General features: G+C 48.7%; 19 protein-coding genes and 1 pseudogene. 18 read left to right on the top strand and 2 right to left on the bottom strand.

All coding sequences use genetic code 11. The features are described from left to right. Positions 1-15 precede the first annotated feature (15 nt). Genes ACM1ND_RS25140 through ACM1ND_RS25115 form a run of 6 tightly spaced genes read left to right on the top strand, consistent with a single transcriptional unit; the run spans position 16 to position 6483 of the window. Complete coding sequence (locus ACM1ND_RS25140; RefSeq protein WP_023990789.1) at positions 16-1161, top strand: cobalt-precorrin-5B (C(1))-methyltransferase; 1146 nt, start codon at positions 16-18, stop codon at positions 1159-1161. Beyond that, entirely contained in the window at positions 1154-2410 is a 1257-nt protein-coding gene (locus tag ACM1ND_RS25135) for a bifunctional cobalt-precorrin-7 (C(5))-methyltransferase/cobalt-precorrin-6B (C(15))-methyltransferase (protein WP_028540742.1), read from the top strand. Before ACM1ND_RS25140 ends, ACM1ND_RS25135 begins: the two co-directional genes overlap by 8 nt. A 31-nt stretch (positions 2411-2441) precedes the next feature. Beyond that, positions 2442-3158 (top strand): precorrin-2 C(20)-methyltransferase, encoded by a 717-nt coding sequence (cobI, locus tag ACM1ND_RS25130; protein ID WP_023990787.1) that lies wholly within the window; start codon positions 2442-2444, stop codon positions 3156-3158. After that, positions 3155-3949, top strand: a complete 795-nt coding sequence (cobM, locus tag ACM1ND_RS25125; protein WP_053326306.1) for a precorrin-4 C(11)-methyltransferase — start codon at positions 3155-3157, stop codon at positions 3947-3949. Before cobI ends, cobM begins: the two co-directional genes overlap by 4 nt. Continuing rightward, positions 3942-5030, top strand: a complete 1089-nt coding sequence (locus ACM1ND_RS25120) for a cobalt-precorrin 5A hydrolase (RefSeq protein WP_075154872.1) — start codon at positions 3942-3944, stop codon at positions 5028-5030. The genes cobM and ACM1ND_RS25120 overlap by 8 nt, the downstream gene beginning before the upstream one ends. Further along, on the top strand, positions 5023-6483 hold the full coding sequence (locus tag ACM1ND_RS25115) for a cobyrinate a,c-diamide synthase (protein ID WP_418026777.1): 1461 nt from the start codon (positions 5023-5025) through the stop codon (positions 6481-6483). The genes ACM1ND_RS25120 and ACM1ND_RS25115 overlap by 8 nt, the downstream gene beginning before the upstream one ends. Positions 6484-6618: 135 nt before the next feature. On the opposite strand, the gene ACM1ND_RS25110 is transcribed toward ACM1ND_RS25115, so the two are convergent. Beyond that, positions 6619-7068 (bottom strand): AbrB/MazE/SpoVT family DNA-binding domain-containing protein, encoded by a 450-nt coding sequence (locus ACM1ND_RS25110; protein ID WP_071558108.1) that lies wholly within the window; start codon positions 7066-7068, stop codon positions 6619-6621. 428 nt (positions 7069-7496) lie between these two features. Here ACM1ND_RS25110 and ACM1ND_RS25105 point away from each other — a divergent pair, with 428 nt between their 5' ends. The 11 genes and pseudogenes from ACM1ND_RS25105 (at position 7497) to ACM1ND_RS25055 (ending at position 16509) form a co-directional block, all read left to right on the top strand. After that, positions 7497-8135: a ThuA domain-containing protein gene (locus ACM1ND_RS25105; protein WP_023990782.1), complete on the top strand. Its 639-nt coding sequence runs from the start codon at positions 7497-7499 to the stop codon at positions 8133-8135. 102 nt (positions 8136-8237) lie between these two features. Then, the gene (locus tag ACM1ND_RS25100) at positions 8238-8597 is read left to right on the top strand and encodes a phasin family protein (protein ID WP_013312404.1); all 360 of its coding nucleotides are present in this window, start codon (positions 8238-8240) and stop codon (positions 8595-8597) included. 1 nt (position 8598) lies between these two features. Beyond that, entirely contained in the window at positions 8599-10269 is a 1671-nt protein-coding gene (locus ACM1ND_RS25095) for an ABC1 kinase family protein (RefSeq protein WP_023990781.1), read from the top strand. Between the two features lie 23 nt (positions 10270-10292). Beyond that, positions 10293-10850 carry a hypothetical protein gene (locus ACM1ND_RS25090; protein ID WP_339201083.1) on the top strand — a complete coding sequence of 186 codons (558 nt, stop codon included), beginning with the start codon at positions 10293-10295 and terminating at the stop codon, positions 10848-10850. 66 nt (positions 10851-10916) lie between these two features. Then, positions 10917-11156 carry a hypothetical protein gene (locus ACM1ND_RS25085; protein WP_339201081.1) on the top strand — a complete coding sequence of 80 codons (240 nt, stop codon included), beginning with the start codon at positions 10917-10919 and terminating at the stop codon, positions 11154-11156. 18 nt (positions 11157-11174) lie between these two features. Beyond that, positions 11175-11561 (top strand): annotated as a pseudogene (locus ACM1ND_RS25080) (PIN domain-containing protein); the annotation flags it as partial. A gap of 288 nt (positions 11562-11849) precedes the next feature. Further along, a complete protein-coding gene (locus tag ACM1ND_RS25075; RefSeq protein WP_028540738.1) occupies positions 11850-13298 on the top strand; it encodes a SulP family inorganic anion transporter in 1449 nt (482 codons plus the stop codon). Positions 13299-13517: 219 nt separating this feature from the next. Beyond that, positions 13518-14183 (top strand): amino acid ABC transporter permease, encoded by a 666-nt coding sequence (locus ACM1ND_RS25070; RefSeq protein ID WP_023990776.1) that lies wholly within the window; start codon positions 13518-13520, stop codon positions 14181-14183. Further along, on the top strand, positions 14164-14841 hold the full coding sequence (locus ACM1ND_RS25065; protein WP_023990775.1) for an amino acid ABC transporter permease: 678 nt from the start codon (positions 14164-14166) through the stop codon (positions 14839-14841). Before ACM1ND_RS25070 ends, ACM1ND_RS25065 begins: the two co-directional genes overlap by 20 nt. Before the next feature lie 18 nt (positions 14842-14859). Further along, positions 14860-15615, top strand: coding sequence for an amino acid ABC transporter ATP-binding protein (locus tag ACM1ND_RS25060; RefSeq protein WP_025721631.1), 756 nt, complete (start codon positions 14860-14862; stop codon positions 15613-15615). Between the two features lie 18 nt (positions 15616-15633). After that, a complete protein-coding gene (locus tag ACM1ND_RS25055) occupies positions 15634-16509 on the top strand; it encodes a cysteine ABC transporter substrate-binding protein (RefSeq protein WP_023990773.1) in 876 nt (291 codons plus the stop codon). Positions 16510-16663: 154 nt separating this feature from the next. Here ACM1ND_RS25055 and ACM1ND_RS25050 read toward each other — a convergent pair whose 3' ends face one another. Next, a complete protein-coding gene (locus tag ACM1ND_RS25050) occupies positions 16664-16933 on the bottom strand; it encodes a helix-turn-helix domain-containing protein (protein ID WP_418026774.1) in 270 nt (89 codons plus the stop codon). 185 nt (positions 16934-17118) lie between these two features. Between ACM1ND_RS25050 and ACM1ND_RS25045 the strand changes: the two genes are divergently transcribed. After that, positions 17119-17343 (top strand): hypothetical protein, encoded by a 225-nt coding sequence (locus ACM1ND_RS25045; protein WP_418026772.1) that lies wholly within the window; start codon positions 17119-17121, stop codon positions 17341-17343. Positions 17344-17626: the final 283 nt, after the last annotated feature.

Genomic DNA, 17626 nt, shown 5'->3' with positions numbered 1-17626 from the left:
TAAGGAGGAATTGGCATGGAAAAGGAAGCGGCGTCCGTCGACAGGCCCAAACGGATGAAAAGCGGTGAAGCTCCCGCACCGGACAAGCCAATGCGGTCAGGCTTTACGACTGGAGCTTGTGCGGCTGCAGTGGCCAAAGGAGCGGTACAACTACTTATCACGGGCATTCCGCCGAAGGAAGCAGTGATATCGCTGCCCGCGGGCTTTGATCATGCGTTTGAGCTGATTGAGCCTGTGTTGGACGCGGACGAAGCTTCCTGCACGACGATCAAGGACGGTGGCGATGACCCAGATGCCACGCATCAGGCGAGAATTAGCGCCTCTGTTAGCTGGCGCGAGGAGCCGGGCATTGAGTTGGACGGTGGCATCGGCGTGGGGCGGGTAACGAAGCCCGGTCTGCCTGTGCCTGTCGGGGAAGCAGCGATTAATCCGGTGCCGCGCCGGATGATTACGGAGGCTGTGACAGGCGTGCTTGAAGAGCACGGATCGGCCAAAGGTGTCCGTGTCGTCATCAGCGTACCGGACGGTGAAGAAATTGCCAAGAAAACGTTGAACGGGCGACTTGGCATTCTTGGCGGTATTTCCATACTAGGCACGCGTGGTGTGGTCGTTCCGTTTTCTACGTCAGCTTATAAAGCCAGTGTCGTGCAGGCCATATCGGTTGCGCAAGCGATGAACTGCCAGGAAATAGTCCTGACCACAGGTGGCAGCAGTGAAAAATATGCCATGCAAATGTACGATCAGCTGACGGAAGAAGCCTTTATTCAGATGGGGGATTTTGTCGGCTTTGCCATTAAGCACGGGAAACGGCTGGGAATGAAAAAGATTATTCTCGTCGGTATGCCCGGCAAGCTGTCGAAGGTAGCTCAAGGTGTCATGATGGTTCACTCCAAGAGCGCACCGGTGGACTTTGGCTTTTTGGCTGAGGTCGCGCGTGAAGCAGGTGTGGACGAGTCGCTTGCAGCGGCAGTGGCAGAGGCGAATACAGCTACGCAGGTGGCAGATATGATGACCGAAGCGAATGCGCTGAGCTTTTTTGAAAAGCTGTGTACCTATGGATGTCAGCATTGTCTGGACCATGCAGGTGGTGGAATTGTCGTGGAAATGGTACTGGTAACGATGAAAGGGAACGTGCTGGGGAGGGCGAGAGTCGGTGAGTAGAGTGATTCGTGTCATTGGTATCGGTGAAAATGGAGCGGCAGGTCTGTCGCAGGAGACGCTGGAGCACATTGAGCGTGCCGACCTGCTGGTTGGTGGAGAACGCCAGCTAGCCTTTTTCAAGGCATTCGCAGGGGAAAAACGAACATTAAAGAGCGGCTTATCTGCCGTGGTAGAAGAATTGGGACGGTTGCGAAATGACAAGGATATTGTCGTGCTTGCGTCAGGCGATCCGCTTTTTTTTGGAATTGCAGGTTATTTGTCTGCCAAGCTGGGGGCTGAACATCTGGATATTTTGCCGCATCTCAGCTCGGTTCAGCTGGCGTTTGCGCGTCTCGGTGAAAGCTGGCAGGATGCGGTGCTGGAAAGCGTACACGGCCGTCCGATGACCGGATTGGCGCAGCGGATCGACGGACAGAACAAGGTCGCGCTGCTGACGGATGACCGAAATCATCCCGCCACAGTCGCTGCCTATTTGCTGCATTATGGCATGACGGAATATGATGCCTTTGTCGGCGAGCATTTGGGCGGACCGGATGAGGCGTATCAGCATTATACGCTGGAAGAGATGGCACAGAGAACGTTCCAACCATTGAATGTGGTTATTTTACGCCGCCGTAAGGGCGAAGACGTGCCTGCAATTCGTCGGGGATTTGGCTTCGAGGATGCGGAATTTCACCAGCGCAAGCCGGAAAAAGGGCTGATCACGAAGCGTGAAGTACGCGTATTCAGCTTGTCCGAGCTGCGTCTGACCGAACGAAGCATCGTATGGGATATCGGCGCAGGCTCCGGCTCTGTAGCGGTGGAATGTGCGCGGCTGGCCAGGTATGGGCAAGTATTTGCCATTGAGAAGAATGAAGGCGATCTGGCTAATGTCGAAGCAAACAAAATCAAATTCCGTACCGATTTCCCGGTCATTCATGCCAAAGCGCCTGCCGGATTGGAAGATCTGCCAGACCCGGATGCGGTGTTTATCGGTGGGAGCGGGGGAGAATTGGCTGAGCTGATTCGTCTGTGTGCTTCCCGTCTACGTAAGGATGGACGAATTGTAGTGAATGCTGCAACGATTGAGACGTTGCATGACGGTATGAAGGCGATGCAAGCAGCAGGACTCGATACTTCGGTGACGTTACTGCAAACAGCGCGTAGCAAGCCGATTTTGAATATGACTCGTTTTGATGGACTCAATCCGATATATGTTATTACAGGACAGCCGGTGGTGGACGTGGCTGATGAAGTAGCAGGGGAGTAAGCTGGTAATTCAAGAGGGGGAGAGAGACAGCATGAATACAGCGGCAACAGGAACACTTTACGGCGTAGGCGTGGGGCCGGGTGATCCCGAGCTGATTACAGTCAAGGCGTATCGCATGATTCAGGAATGTGCAGTTGTGGCTTATCCGAAGAAACGCCGGGGAGGTAAGTCGTATGCTCACGAGATCGTGGAGTTGTACGTCAACCCGGAGGAAAAGGAGATGCTGGGACTCATTTTTCCAATGACCAAGGACCCGGTTGTACTGGAGCGTGAATGGAACAAAACGGTGGTTGCTTGCTGGGAGGCACTGAGTCAAGGCAAGGATGTAGCCTTTGTCACAGAGGGAGACCCTAATCTGTACAGTACCTTTATTCATTTGGCACGGCTCATGAAGGATCTCCATCCTGAGGTGCCGATTGTATCTATTCCGGGCATTTCGTCTGTGTTGGGGGCGGCGGCAGCGCTGGAATTGCCTTTGGCAGACGGAGATCAGCAGGTCGGTATTATTCCGGCTACGGATGATCGGGAAGCGATGAAGCGGGCGATTGAGAATCACGATACGGTCGTGTTTATCAAGGTTGCCAAGGTGCTGGATTTGATTTTGGATGTGCTGGATGAACTCCATCTTGGGGACCGTGCTTCTGTCATTACCAAGGTCACTTCTCCTTATGAAATGGTATGGCGCAACGCACGTGAGCTGCGCGGACAGGAACTTGAATATTTGAGTTTAATGGTGGTGAGCAAATGACGTTGGAGCCCAAAGTATATATTGTAGGAGCAGGTCCCGGCGACCCGGAGTTGATTACTGTCAAAGGCTCCCGGATTCTACGCACGGCCGATGTGGTATTGTACACGGATTCACTCGTGAACGACGAGTTGATTGCCACGGCCAAACCAGAGGCGCAGGTACTGCAAAGCTCAGGCATGGACCTGGAGCGGCAGGTCGAGATCATGAGCGAGGCTGTGCAGGCTGGACGCAGTGTAGCTCGCGTACATACAGGCGATCCGGCAGTGTACGGTGCCATTTTGGAGCAAATGGTGTTGCTGAAGCAGCGCGGAGTAGCATACGAAATCGTGCCGGGCGTCAGCTCGGTCTTTGCTTCTGCGGCCGTGTTGGGTGCAGAGCTAACTGTGCCTGACCTGACGCAGACCGTCATTCTGACGCGTGCCGAAGGCCGTACACCTGTACCAGATCGGGAAAAGCTGCGTGATTTGGCTTCCCATCACTGCACAGTGGCCTTATTCCTCAGCGCAACGCTGGCGAAGAAGGTAGTTGTTGAGTTTCTGGCGGCAGGCTGGAGCGAGGACACGCCTGTAGCGGTTGTACAGCGGGCGACCTGGCCGGATCAAAAGATCGTACGCACGACGCTTGCCCAATTGCCAGCTGATCTGCGTGCAGCAGGCATTACGATGCATGCCATGATTCTGGCAGGCTGGGCGCTGGACCCGGGACTGGTGGACAAGGATGCGCATCGTTCCAAGCTGTACGACAAGTCGTTCACCCATGGCTACCGGAAGGGAGTGAAGTCCGGTGAGTAATCCATTTGCCGCTGTGGCGATCACGAAGCATGGAGTGGAAATGGTTCGCAATTTGGGAGCCAGCTTTCCGGGCACGGATGTGTATTACATGTCCAAGTTTGAGCGTGGCGACGAGCAGGAGCGTGGCATTCAGTTGTTCGAAGGCTCGGTCAAGCTGATTTTGCCGGATTTATTTAAACAATATAACGGTATTATTTTGTTTATTTCTCTCGGTGCAGTAGTTCGTATGATTGCACCAATTTTGGTGGATAAAAAGGTAGACCCAGCGGTAGTTGTCATTGATGATCGAGGCGAGCATGTCATTAGCGTATTGTCTGGCCATTTGGGTGGCGCCAATGAATTGACCCGCCATGTAGCGACTGTACTAGGCGCACGTGCTGTAATCACGACTGCATCAGACGTGCAGGGCACGATTCCGGTGGACATGTTTGGTCGGGAATTGGGATGGGTGGTCGATAGCTTCGACAAGGCCACTCCTGTGAGCGCCGCTGTTGTGAACGAGGAGCCTGTTGCGCTCATACAAGAGACAGGCGAACGGAACTGGTGGCGTTATGACAAGCCTGTACCTGGACATATCAAGGTATATGCTTCGACGGCAGAAGCATTACAAGAACCATTTAACGCCGCGTTGGTCGTGAGTGACCGTTTATTGGAGCCGGAGGAAGAGGAGCAGCTTCTTTCTAATGGCGTGCTGTACCGTCCGAAAAGCTTGGTGCTTGGCATCGGCTGCAACCGTGGGACTGCATTAGAGGAGCTGGAGGCGGGTGTGCTGGACACCTTGCAAGAACTGCGTTTGTCCGTGAAAAGCGTACGGAATATTGCCACTATTGATCTGAAAAAGGACGAAGAGGGCTTACTTGCTCTTTGCGCCAAATACGGTTGGGAACTGGTGACGTATACTCCGTCAGAGCTGAATACGGTGCAGCTTCCCAATCCATCGGAAACCGTCTTCAAATACACTGGCGCATATGGGGTCAGCGAACCTTCAGCCTTGTTGTCTTCTGGTGCAGACCATTGGCTGCTGGAGAAGAAAAAAAGCGGCAATATGACGTTGTCTGTAGCGCGGGTTTCCTATGACTGACGTCATGAAGCAGGCTGCTGTACAGTCTGATCCATCTGCCGCTACGCGCAGAAGCCGTATTGTTGTTGCTGGCACAGGCAGCGGCGCAGGCAAAACGACGGTTACCCTCGGGCTGATGAAGGCGTTCGCCGATAGCGGCCTGCGAGTGCAGGGTTTTAAGTGCGGACCGGATTATATTGATCCGACCTATCATACTGCCGCGACCGGGACTTCTTCCCGTAATCTGGATTCATGGATGACCTCACCAGATACGGTGCGTGAAATCTTTATCCGTGCTTCTGAAGGCGCGGATATTTCCGTGATTGAAGGCGTCATGGGGCTGTATGACGGCAAGGACCCGCTCAGCAACACCGGCTCGACCGCTGAGATCGCCATGCTGACGGACAGCCCTGTATTGCTGGTGGTCGACGTGCGCAGTATGGCACGAAGCGCCGCCGCTATTGTGCTCGGCTTTCAGCGCTTGGAGCCCAAGCTGCGCATTGTGGGCGTAATTGTGAATCGCTGCGGTAGCCAAGGGCACTATGGCATCGTCAAAAAGGCGATTGAGCAGGAGTGCGGCATCCCCGTGCTCGGCTGGTTAAAGCGTGATGACGGGCTGGATATTCCCGAGCGTCATCTGGGTTTAGTACCTGCTGTGGAACGCGGCGAGCTGGAGCCGCTTTTCCAACGGGCGGCAGAGCTGATCCGCGTGGGTACGGATCTGGATGCACTGCGGGCATTGGCAGATTCGGCTCCGCCGCCCAGCCCGCCTGATCACCCATTATTTTCCCCAGATCGGCTTCCATCAGTAGGGCATGAAGCTGATACCGGGGGACGTCCCGTCATCGCCGTCGCCAGAGACGCGGCTTTCAATTTTTACTACTCGGAAAATATGGATTTGCTACGTCAGGCGGGAGCGGAGATTGTCTATTTCAGTCCTCTGGCGGGAGAACGCGTACCTGAGCAGGCAAGCGGCCTATATCTGGGCGGCGGTTTCCCCGAAGAGTTTGCCGCAGATATCGCTGCAAATACAGGCTTTTTGGAAGATATCCGCAACGCGGTGAGCCGGGATATGCCAGTATTCGCCGAATGCGGCGGTTATATGGTACTGGCACGGACACTTACGGATCGTATGGGTAATGCCCATCACATGGCCGGGGTTATTCCGTCGGACGTCCGCATGCAAGAGAAACGGGCCGCACTGGGATACCGGGAAGCAACCGCTTTGCAGGATTGCTTGCTGCTGGAGGCTGGAGAGACCATTCGGGGACATGAATTTCATTATTCTGTCATGCACTATGATGAATCATCCGTCCCCTACTCCTACGCCTATCAAACCAAGGGGATGCGTGGTCTCCAGAGCGAGGGCTATGCGAAAGGGAACCTTTTGGCAGCCTACACGCATGTTCATCTCGCTTCTCTTCCCAAAGCGGCAGCACGCTGGGTTGAACAATGCCGGGCTTACGGTCAATAGTTTTGCAAACGAGTCCACTACTTCATAAAAACGAAAAAAAGCCGATTCCCCTAAAGGGTCCGGCTTTTCTAAATATCAATAGACTTAAACCTTACATAGTTTGGAAGCGTATACATTACTTTTTTGGTGATTCGCTTACATGAGCTTTTTCAGTTGGGAAATCCTTCCCTGACTCACACCAAGCATGGAGGCGAGTTGTTTTTGTGAAGATGCTGGATGTTCTTCCATAAGCTCTCTCATTTTCTCCAAAATAACGTCCGTGCGCTGATAAATTTTTTTCATATGCATATTTTGCTTAAGTGGGGATGAATGGGTTTCAGTCGCTGTGACCGGAAGTAAATCTTCCGTTTTCATCGAGGCTGCACATTCATCGCAGATAAACTGATCTTTAAAGTAGGTGTTGGTATCAACCGCACCGCAAAAAATACAGTTGGTTGATTTGTACTTACGGAGCATGAGTGTCTGGTCTTCAATAAAAAACTCTAATGGATCGCCGATGTCAATCTCCATCGTCATGCGCAACTCTTTAGGTAGCACAATTCGCCCCAAGCTGTCCAAGGGCCGGGTCATTCCAGTCCTTTTCATTCATGCAACCTCCCCGGTTTTTTAAGATTTATAGAATGTATAAGGTTTGAGGCAATTCTTATCAATTCTATAACCGCAAGCATAAATTCTTACAAAAAGCGGCCCTTTATTGTTAATCAAGCATGGACGCACTTTTTTTCTTACGAGTATACCATAAACAGGCCGAATCGCCATCGTTCAGATTTATAAATTTTGAATAAGTTTATCCCGAGCGAACATATATGCTATAATCTTCTGCTAAAGGATTTAATAGGCCGTCTGTAGAATTATTTATATATGCCGTAGCTCGGACAATGATGGCGGTGTTATGGGAAATGGATGAGGGCCAAACGGAATTTTCTGAGCGTTTTGACCCCACAAACAAGAATAAATGACACGGGTCCCGCCTTTAAAGTCCTTATATACAAGTCAGGCAAGGAGGATTTATCATGGAAAAAAGAAAAGCATTGTTGTTAGGAGATTATTCATATCCGGAGTTTCACCCGCTGCAAGGGGTGGACGAAGAGATTAGCCATATTTTACAGGATTGGATGACCGTACAATGCAGTGAGAATCGTAAAATGCTGCTCAAGGAAAATCTAACCCCATTCGATCTATGTATCTCGTACTGTGATAGCCGCAAGGAGGTCCTGTCTCCTCAACAAACAGCAGGATTGCTGTCCTATGTTAGCGGCGGGGGTGGATTGCTTGTGCTGCATAACGGAATCACATTGCAAGGACGGTATGAAATTGCACAATTAATGGGGGCGCGTTTTTTGCGGCATCCGGCTGCCGGACCGCTTTCCTTCAAAGTAACGGCGCCGGATCATCCGATTATGGAAGGAATCGAGCCGTTTGAGATCCAAGAGGAACCGTATCGTTTTGACTTTGATCCATTCACTGAAAAAACACTACTGATGGAATATGAACACGAGGGCGAGTGGTGGCCGGCGGCATGGTCACTGTCCTATGGCTTGGGTCGGGTCGTCTATTTGATGCCTGGACATAATCAGCCAAGCTTCCAGCACGAGGGATACCGTAAGCTGCTGCTTCAGGCTGCCAAGTGGGCTGGACGCTTTCCAGGTTAAACATAGATCATTCCATTCATTGAGGAAGGGGAGTTGCGAGCTTTATGCGGCTCCCCTTTTCAGGTTATACTATAGGTAATCACAGGTAGGGGAGGATATATTATGAGCGATTTGTTCAAAAAAGCCATCTCATTGGGGTGGGGCCTCACCGTTGTCAGCAAAGAAAAGGTGGAGAAAGCCGTCGAGGATCTCGTAAACCGGGGAGAACTTGCGCCCTCGGAATCCAAAGCGCTGGTCGATCGTCTGATCGAACGAGGGGCAGAGGAACAGGGACAATTCAAAACAGTGATCCGCGAACAGGTTAGCCGCATTTTGCAGGAGCTGGAAGTACCTACCGAAAATGATGTTACAAGTTTGGAGCAACGTGTGGCATTGTTGGAAAAACAGGTAGCGGAGCTGGAAAAAGAAAAGGCGGCGCTTACGGGTTCGAGCGACGCTGAAGAAGCGAACCGGCTGGATTAAAATGGCGGTTCGTATGAAGCACGCCGGTCGTTACCGGGAAATTGCCATGGCGCTGGCGCGTCATGGCTTTGGCTATATGGTGGAAGAAATGGGACTGTTCCAGCTGCTGTCATTGCCTCGCAAGTGGCTGACGAGAGAAACTCCCGAGTCCAAAACGTTAGGTGAACGGATTCGACTTGTGCTGGAGGATCTGGGGCCTGCATTCATCAAGCTTGGACAGTTGGCAAGCACACGTGCTGACCTGCTGCCGGAGCCTATTATCCGTGAGCTGGTTAAGCTTCAGGATCAGGTACCGCCGTTTTCATCTGAAACGGCGCGTGGCATTCTAGAGCAGGAGCTGGACACGTCATTAGAGGACATACTGGTTCGTTTTGACGATGTTCCGCTGGCCGCTGCTTCGATCGGGCAAGTGCATTTGGGCAAGCTGCACAGCGGCGAAATGGTCGCCATTAAAATCCAGCGTCCTGGCGTTAATCGCATTATTCGGCGAGACTTGGACATTTTGCGGGAACTGACCGCTATGGCAGCCAAGCGCTGGGAATGGGTAGAGCGGTATCAGCTTCGCCAGATGGTAGAGGAGCTGGGGAGATCGCTCATTCAGGAGCTGGATTACAACCATGAAGCCCGTAACACAGAGAAGATTGCGCTCCAATTTGAGCAGGACCCACATATCTATATTCCGAAAATATACTGGGATCATACCTCTTCCCGTATACTGACCATGGAGTTTCTAGACGGAACTCACTTGGGTAGTCGTGAAGAGCTATTACGCCGTGGATATAACTTGAAAGAACTGGCGCAGCGGCTGGTGAACAGCATGCTGCATCAAATTTTTATGGAGGGTTTTTTTCATGCCGATCCCCATCCGGGGAATTTACTCGTTCTGAAAAATGGCAGTCTCGCTTATTTGGACTTTGGCATGACGGGAAGGCTGAGCGAAGAGATGAAGAATCATCTCGCTTCCCTCATTATTGCCCTGATGCGCAAAAATACCGATGCCATGGTTCGGTCTATCGAACGTTTGGGTCTGGTCGAACCGGACACCGACCTGAATGCGCTGCGTGCCGATCTGGACAAGATACGCGAAGATTACTCAGACGTTCCTTTCTCACAGGTCAGTATTGGTGATGCTTTGAACGACCTATTTGGCGCAGCGCAGCGCCATCGGATTGGTTTGCCGTCGGACGTCCTGTTGCTAGGCAAGGCGTTGCTGACACTGGAGGGGGTCGTGGAGCATCTGGACCCTGATCTCAGTATTATCGCTTTGGCTGAGCCCTTTGGTAACAAGCTGTTGAAGGAACGCTTCAGTGGTCGTCGTATCCGAGGCAAGCTGCTGGGTGGTGCAACCGAGCTGGTGGAGACGCTGATGGAACTGCCAGGACAGGCGAGACATTTGGCCTCGATTATCAGCAAGGGCAAGCTTAAGCTGGAGGTTACTGTGCCGGAGCTGGAAATGCTTCTGCGCAGGCTGGATCAGATCAGCAACCGCCTGTCATTCAGTATCGTGTTGTTAGCGTTCAGCATTATTATGGTCGGACTGATTATCGGTTCATCGCTGAATCATCAGGCGACCATGCTGTGGAATGTACCTGCCATTGAAATCGGCTTTGTTGTAGCTCTCTTAATGGTTGCCTTTTTACTGTATTCCATTTTTAAATCGGGAAGGTTTTAGATACCGACCAGGAAGGAGGGGTTATGGATACACATAAGATGAATAATCTCCTAATTGCAGATGTGCCATGGCACCGCCTGACTACTCCTTATGGTAGGGGCACGGAGTTGCCACAATTGATATCCAACGGGGAGTACGCAGCAATTGCTGATCTGATAGAGCATCAAGGCACACTGTGGCAGGTTACGCCATGGGTGTTACTTTTCTTATTGCGTAATATGCATACGAGAAATTCGGATGATATCACGCTGAGTGAGTTGGAACTGTACCATGCGGTTGTTGGAGCATTGGACATGGAAAATGCACAGGAGGATTCACAGAAGTCTGTGGAATCTCTAACCATGCTGCTGGACGAAAAATATCTATGGCCGGCAGACAGCGATCCAGAAGAAGATGAACTGGAGTGGGAAGAGGAAGAAGCACGCGGTTATGATCCGGTAGCTTTTTGGAGTTATTATGACTATAGCTATCGATTATTGAAGAAAGCACTGCCTGACTTTGAAAGCCTACTTCAGCACCATGCGGACTCGGAGATTGCTGAAACCCTATCGGAGCTTGTACAGAAATTGCGGGGATTTTAAAATAATAAAAAAACGAATCTATCGAGCTATGACTGGAAACTAATCTTTTGCTAAGGAGTGATTTTAGTGGCAAAAAAATTAGCTGATATACATCGAATACGTCTCCTAAGTCTCCTTCGTGATATTGGGTTTGAACCATCAAAAGTTACTATAGAAAATAAACAGGGGGAAACTGAGGTTATTGATTTAGAGTCCCCGTTACCGAAAGGGTTGCAAGCTGTTTTAAATTCCCGAGGCAGCCTAAGTAAGGAGCAATTACTTGAGATCGAAGAGAGTGTTAAACAATCCAGAGAGGATTGGGATTAGAGGGGGTATTTATTTGATACGAATGCAGCTATTGCCCTTCATAGGCTTGACTCATCTTTGGATAGAGTGATACGACAAGCTGAGGAAGATAAAGAAAATATTTTCTTTTCTGTTATAACTCAGTCCGAGTTTATAGCCGGGTTGCCCACTGATACTGACTTAGATTCGATACCTTTTCTTGGCGGGGAATTTATTGCAGTTAATTCAGAGATCGCAGTTAAAGCGGGGCGTATCAGAAGAGAACAAAAAGATAAGTTTGCAAGAAAGCTCAAGACCCCAGATGCATTGATTCTTGCGACAGCCATTATAAACCAATTGGTACTGGTTACTGCGGATCAAGATTTACAGTTCGCGGAGTCTGAGTATGAAGTTAAGGTGATAAACTTTAGCAGGTTAGCATCTTAGTAATTGCGAAAATTTTAATTATAAGAAAACGAATAAGATGAAGATAATGATCGATATTTCAAGGAAATAGATGATTTCTTTCTGTAAACAGCCTTTTAACTCATTCGTCTCTGCGAATTCCTTACGTTATAATGATGGACTGAATGTAACGGACCGGGTTCGTTTGAGAGAGACGAGCTGAATGATAGGAGAGCCTTGGCGATTGGCAGCTGGACGGATGCCCGAAACACACGGGTTGCGAGTCAACACGCTACTCTCTGTAAATATAGGAGGCTGGAACGAGACAGTATGAATCTTAGACAACAATGGTTCGGTAATATCCGGGCCGATATACTTGCGGGCATGACTGTGGCGCTAGCACTAATTCCTGAGGCGATTGCCTTCTCGATCATTGCGGGGGTCAATCCCATGGTCGGACTGTACGCCTCCATCTCGATGGCAATTGTCATCTCTTTTGCAGGTGGACGTCCGGCGATGATCTCGGCAGCGACCGGGGCCGTAGCTGTATTGGTCGTTGGCCTGGTGAAGGATCATGGCGTGGAATATCTGTTTGCAGCTACCATTTTGGCAGGAATCATTCAAGTGCTGCTGGGTGTTTTGAAAATAGGTCGCTTTATCAGCTTTATTTCGCAGCCAGTCATGACCGGATTTGTGAATGCGCTGGCCATCCTCGTCTTTATGGCGCAACTCACCCACTTTCATGGAGCTAATTGGATCATGTACGCGATGGTAGCGGGGACGCTACTTATTGTGTATATTTTACCGAGATTTGTGAAAAGCATTCCTGCCCCATTGACGGCAATCATCATCATGACGATCATTACGTATGTATTTGGATTGAATGTGAAAACAGTAGGAGATATCGGTACACTAACCAGCTCGCTGCCTTCATTCCATTTGCCGCAAATTGAGTGGTCGTGGCACACTTTGCGGATTTTGCTGCCGTATTCCTTTACGATGGCACTGGTTGGACTGCTGGAATCGCTGCTGACAGCCAGTATTTTGGATGAAATGACCGAAACGAAAAGCAATAAAAACCGGGAAGCCCGCGGACAAGGGATTGCCAACTTTGTAAATGGCTTTTTTGGTGGTATGGGTGGCTGTGCCATGATCGGACAATCCGTCATTAATGTCAGCTCAGGCGGAAGAGGGCGTTTGTCCACTTTTACGGCTGGGGTATTCTTGGCCTTTCTGCTGCTCGTGCTTGGCGGGGTTGTAAAGGAAGTGCCAATGGGCGCATTGGTGGGAGTCATGTTCATGGTGTGTATCGGAACCGTGGATTGGAAATCGCTGCGAAACATTGCCAAGGTTCCGAAAGCAGATACGTTAATTATGGTAGTCACGGTGATCATCGTGGTGGCTACGCATGATTTGTCCAAGGGCGTGATCGTGGGCGTACTGCTGAGTGCCCTGCATTTTGGCTGGAAAATGGCTAAAATCCGCATCAGCGCAACGGAGAACAACGATGAAAAGGTGTACCATGTCAGGGGGCCGATGTTTTTTGCTTCAACGACTCATTTTGTCGATCATTTCGAACCTTCGGATGATCCAGAACGTGTCGTTGTGGACTTTAGCCATTCTCATATTTGGGATCACTCCGCGGTTACTGCCATCGGCAAGGTGCTGCAAAAGTATACGAAATCCGGCAAATCTATTACCCTGCAAGGGTTAAATGAGGAAAGCCGTTTAATTATAGAGAAGCTCGGCGGTCCTGTAGTTACAGAGCCACTCGTGTGATGAATCGTATAGCATAAATCAAAGCTTGAAATGAAATTTATTCATTTCAAGCTTTTTTTATTTATTTCTGAAAGAAAACAACACTTTTCTTCCTAAATCATAGATAATTATGACAAATTTTCGTCAAAGTATTGACGTAATAATTGGGCAGGAATACAATCATTGTTATTAAGCAGAGCAAATACATAGGAATAATTGAAAATCGAAAGGTATGCACATATGAACTTAGACTGGGAGTTTATTGTAGAGAGCTTGCCGTTATATGGAGAAGCTATGTGGCTGACGTTGAAGATCGCCTTTTTTGCTATTCTATTTTCACTAGTCGTCGGTTTGCTGTGCAGCACAGTACTGTATTACAAGGTAAGGGGAATTAGCGGCATCATTGTTGCCTATATTGAGCTTTCCCGAAATACGCCGCTGCTTGTACAGTTATATTTTCTGTATTATGGGTTTACGAAAATAGGTCTGCATATGAGCGAAATGACGTGTGCCATTGTGGGCATGACCTTTTTGGGCGGGGGGTATATGGCTGAGGCGTTCCGTGGGGGAATGGAAGCAGTGAGTAAAACCCAGACGGAATCCGGGCTGAGTCTCGGGCTGTCCAAGATACAACTGGCGAGATATGTTATTTTGCCACAGGCTTTTGCCATCAGTGTTCCGTCTCTGGGAGCGAATGCGATTTTTTTGCTCAAGGAGACTTCCATTGTTGGCGCCATTGCTTTATTAGATCTGATGAATGTGGCAAAAGACCTGATCGGCATGTACTACAAAACAACAGAATCACTAATTCTGCTGGTATTGGCATATCTCGTCCTGCTTTTACCTTTGTCGATACTGCTGACGTGGGTGGAAAGGAAGGTGCGATATGCTGAATTCGGGGATTAATGTGCTCTTTGAAGGTTCCAATTTCGAGCGTCTATTAGGGGGATTACTCGTTACGCTGGAGATTGCGCTACTTTCCATTATTATCGGTACTCTATTAGGCATTTTGATGGGGTTGCTGCGCACCTTAAAATCAAGACCGATTCGGTTTGTGCTGAAATTATATTTGGAGACATTCCGCATTATTCCAATTCTGGTGTGGTTGTATGTCGTATATTTTGGATTTACTCCTTTGTTGAATGTGAATATCAGCGGGGAATTGACGGCAATTATCGTATTCAGCCTGTGGGGAGCGGCCGAGATTGGTGACATCGTTCGTGGTGCATTGGAATCACTGCCCAAGCATCAGGTGGAATCCGGGCAGGCACTGGGACTGACATATAGACAGTTATACCGCCATGTGCTCATTCCCCAGGCGGTGCGCCGAATGCTTCCCGGTTCTATTAATCTGGCGACACGGATGATCAAAACCACTTCATTAGTGGTGCTGATCGGTGTAGTGGAAGTGGTCAAGGTCGGACAGCAGATTATTGAGCTCGGTGTAATCAAAGCGCCCTCGGCATCCTTCTGGGTGTACGGCTTTATTTTCATATTGTATTTTCTCGTATGCTATCCGTTATCCAGACTTTCCAAAAGATTTGAACGCAGATGGCAAAATTAGCAGGATGGGGTGGGTGTCATGGGAGAGGCTGTGGAGGTTTTACTCGAAATTCGAGGGCTGCACAAAAGCTTCGAAGACCGAAAAGTACTGCAACAGATTAATCTGGATGTAACGAAGGGGGAAGTCGTGGTCGTTCTCGGTCCTTCGGGATGTGGAAAAAGCACACTCCTCCGATGTCTCAATGGTCTGGAACCAGTCCAGAGCGGAGCTATCCGTTATAGAGGGCAGGACCTGACAGATAAGAAAGTGAATTGGCGCGAGGTGCGGCAGCATATCGGAATGGTGTTCCAGAACTACGAATTGTTTCCGCATATGACGGTCTTAGAAAATATATTGCTCGGCCCGCTTAAAGTTCAGCGGAGAAACAAGCAGGAGGCACTTGAGCAAGCGGAGCAGCTATTGGAGCGAGTGGGTCTGCTGGATCGCAAAGATGCGTATCCGAGACAATTATCAGGCGGGCAAAAGCAACGGATTGCGATTGTGCGCGCCCTGTGTATGAACCCGGAAATTATGCTCTTTGATGAAGTCACCGCATCCTTGGACCCGGAAATGGTCAGAGAGGTGCTGGATGTCATGCGAGAGCTGGCACAGCAGGGCATGACCATGATTATCGTGACGCATGAAATGGGATTTGCCAAGTCGGTAGGAGATCGTATCGTTTTTATGGATCAAGGACAGATATGTGAAATGACTACACCGCAGCAATTTTTTACCCAACCGGAAACAGAGCGTGCCCAGCACTTTCTGGATATATTTCAGTACGAAACGATATAAACAGGGGGATGAATACAGATGAGAAAAGGAATGAAGTTCACGACGTTATTACTGGCTTTAAGCTTGCTGCTTGTTGGTTTGGCGGGATGTGCAGGAGGCGGAAATACCAACGGTAGTTCAGGCTCGGCTAAATTTGCTTCGATTGAGGACATTAAAAAGAATGGCAAGATTCGAATTGGTGTATTTGCAGATAAGCCGCCTTTTGGCTACGTGGATTCGGAAGGGAAGAATCAAGGCTTTGACGTTTACATTGCGAAGCGGTTTGCCAAAGATCTCTTGGGTGACGAGTCCAAGGTGGAATTTGTCCTGGTGGATGCTGCCAGCCGGGTCGCCTATTTGGAATCCAACAAGGTAGATATCATCATGGCTAACTTTACGGTGACGGATGAGCGTAAAGAAAAAGTCGATTTTGCCAATCCATATATGAAATTATCCTTTGGCATTGTGTCACCTGACAGCGCTCCAATCACCACGATTGACCAATTGAAGAATTCGGAACAAAAGCTGATTGTCGCAAAGGGAACGACGGCTGAAACCTATTTCACGAAAAATTATCCTGACATCAAGCTGCTTAAATTCGATCAATACACAGAGATTTTCTCAGCCCTCAAAGACAAACGCGGCGCCGCCATTGCCAACGATAATACAGAGCTGATCGCCTGGGCCAAGGCCAACCCCGGCTTTACCGTAACCATCCCGGCCTTTGGTGGTCAAGATACAATTGCACCCGCAGTAGCAAAGGGAAATAAGGAGTTGTTAGACTGGATCAACAATGAGCTGGCTACATTAGGCAAGGAAAACTTTGTGCATCAAGCCTACAAGGACACATTGACCTCTGTTTATGGAGAAGGCTTTACAGATCAATTGGTTGTAGAGGGCGGCAAAGTGGATTAATCATAGTATAAGTTGTTGTTTTACCATAAAGAAGCGTTGGGACAACAAGCCCAACGCTTCTTTAATATGGGGAAAAGAGGGCCTTAGCAACCTCTTATTTTGTCATGGAAATGCCCACTGGGCTAATAGTAATCCTCATTCTCATGTTACAGTCTCACTGTCTCTCAATTCCATCTTCAGGAATGTATTCTATAATATCAGCGAGAGTAATAGCCCTTGTAAATCTTCGTTGGCGGGCAAATCTATTCAAAGCATCAAGTATATGGACAAGTGTTTCTAATTCAAGTCTTTTGGTTTTGCCATTTACCATATCTATTACAGTAGCTGGACGTATTTTTGCTTCTACGGCCAGTTTATTTCGGGAAATATCAAGTTCTTCTAGAATATCGCCAAGTTTAAAATGATATCTATTTTGAATCTCCATAATTTAGATTCTCCTTTTGTTTCTTAGTACAAGAAAATCATAAAATCTATTGAAGTTTTACTTTAGAAGTAATAGAATAGAACTTCAGAAGTAAAACTTGTGGTATGAATTCCGGTTTTTCGAGTGAATAGTTGTTAGTTTTCTTGCTTTGAATAATTAAAATCATAAGAGGGAGCTAAATCTAAATGAACAAAAGTAATTTTGAAAAAGTAAGTGTCATTCTTGGTCCCTGTGATCTTCCGCATATGTATGAGCTTTTTAAAGGCTATCTGATCAAGGACCGTTACGTCATGATGATCGACAATAGCGTGCTTACTCTTCGACATGTAAAAAAGGAAAGAAATCATTCGCATCTATATGTTGATGGTGACACGGGAGGAGTTCACTCTTGCAAGGCATGTACAACGTGAAGACATAGATGTGATTACTGAGTTGGTCGAACGATTGCGCAACATGGATGCATTAAGTTTTCTTACAGATGAATTGTTATGGAATACATGTCGGGAAGATATAGACTTTGATTTAGTTCGGAATAAAGGACTATGAAAATGGCGAACGTAAATCTGATTCGAATTTTTGTTCTCGTTTTACTTATATAATGTAACACAGAAGCGTAAAAGGGTGAAATGAACACCGTCCTAATAAAGATACATACTCTACCCAAAAGCTCTTGCATGCTAGTAGATTTCATTA

The sequence above is a fragment of the Paenibacillus sp. JJ1722 genome (genome assembly GCF_048282685.1).
Classification (GTDB): domain Bacteria; phylum Bacillota; class Bacilli; order Paenibacillales; family Paenibacillaceae; genus Paenibacillus; species Paenibacillus polymyxa_B.
The sequence above is the reverse complement of the archived record's forward strand: the minus strand, read 5'-3'. Positions and strand labels throughout refer to the sequence as shown.

Excerpts from the sequence above, each read along its gene's own strand:
- ACM1ND_RS25140 (WP_023990789.1), top strand. The coding sequence starts at position 16 with ATGGAAAAGGAAGCGGCGTCCGTCGACAGGCCCAAACGGATGAAAAGC.
- cobI (WP_023990787.1), top strand. The coding sequence starts at position 2,442 with ATGAATACAGCGGCAACAGGAACACTTTACGGCGTAGGCGTGGGGCCG.
- cobM (WP_053326306.1), top strand. The coding sequence starts at position 3,155 with ATGACGTTGGAGCCCAAAGTATATATTGTAGGAGCAGGTCCCGGCGAC.
- ACM1ND_RS25115 (WP_418026777.1), top strand. The coding sequence starts at position 5,023 with ATGACTGACGTCATGAAGCAGGCTGCTGTACAGTCTGATCCATCTGCC.
- ACM1ND_RS25110 (WP_071558108.1), bottom strand. The coding sequence starts at position 7,068 with ATGAAAAGGACTGGAATGACCCGGCCCTTGGACAGCTTGGGGCGAATT.
- ACM1ND_RS25105 (WP_023990782.1), top strand. The coding sequence starts at position 7,497 with ATGGAAAAAAGAAAAGCATTGTTGTTAGGAGATTATTCATATCCGGAG.
- ACM1ND_RS25100 (WP_013312404.1), top strand. The coding sequence starts at position 8,238 with ATGAGCGATTTGTTCAAAAAAGCCATCTCATTGGGGTGGGGCCTCACC.
- ACM1ND_RS25095 (WP_023990781.1), top strand. The coding sequence starts at position 8,599 with ATGGCGGTTCGTATGAAGCACGCCGGTCGTTACCGGGAAATTGCCATG.
- ACM1ND_RS25090 (WP_339201083.1), top strand. The coding sequence starts at position 10,293 with ATGGATACACATAAGATGAATAATCTCCTAATTGCAGATGTGCCATGG.
- ACM1ND_RS25075 (WP_028540738.1), top strand. The coding sequence starts at position 11,850 with ATGAATCTTAGACAACAATGGTTCGGTAATATCCGGGCCGATATACTT.
- ACM1ND_RS25070 (WP_023990776.1), top strand. The coding sequence starts at position 13,518 with ATGAACTTAGACTGGGAGTTTATTGTAGAGAGCTTGCCGTTATATGGA.
- ACM1ND_RS25065 (WP_023990775.1), top strand. The coding sequence starts at position 14,164 with ATGCTGAATTCGGGGATTAATGTGCTCTTTGAAGGTTCCAATTTCGAG.
- ACM1ND_RS25060 (WP_025721631.1), top strand. The coding sequence starts at position 14,860 with ATGGGAGAGGCTGTGGAGGTTTTACTCGAAATTCGAGGGCTGCACAAA.
- ACM1ND_RS25055 (WP_023990773.1), top strand. The coding sequence starts at position 15,634 with ATGAGAAAAGGAATGAAGTTCACGACGTTATTACTGGCTTTAAGCTTG.
- ACM1ND_RS25050 (WP_418026774.1), bottom strand. The coding sequence starts at position 16,933 with ATGGAGATTCAAAATAGATATCATTTTAAACTTGGCGATATTCTAGAA.
- ACM1ND_RS25045 (WP_418026772.1), top strand. The coding sequence starts at position 17,119 with ATGAACAAAAGTAATTTTGAAAAAGTAAGTGTCATTCTTGGTCCCTGT.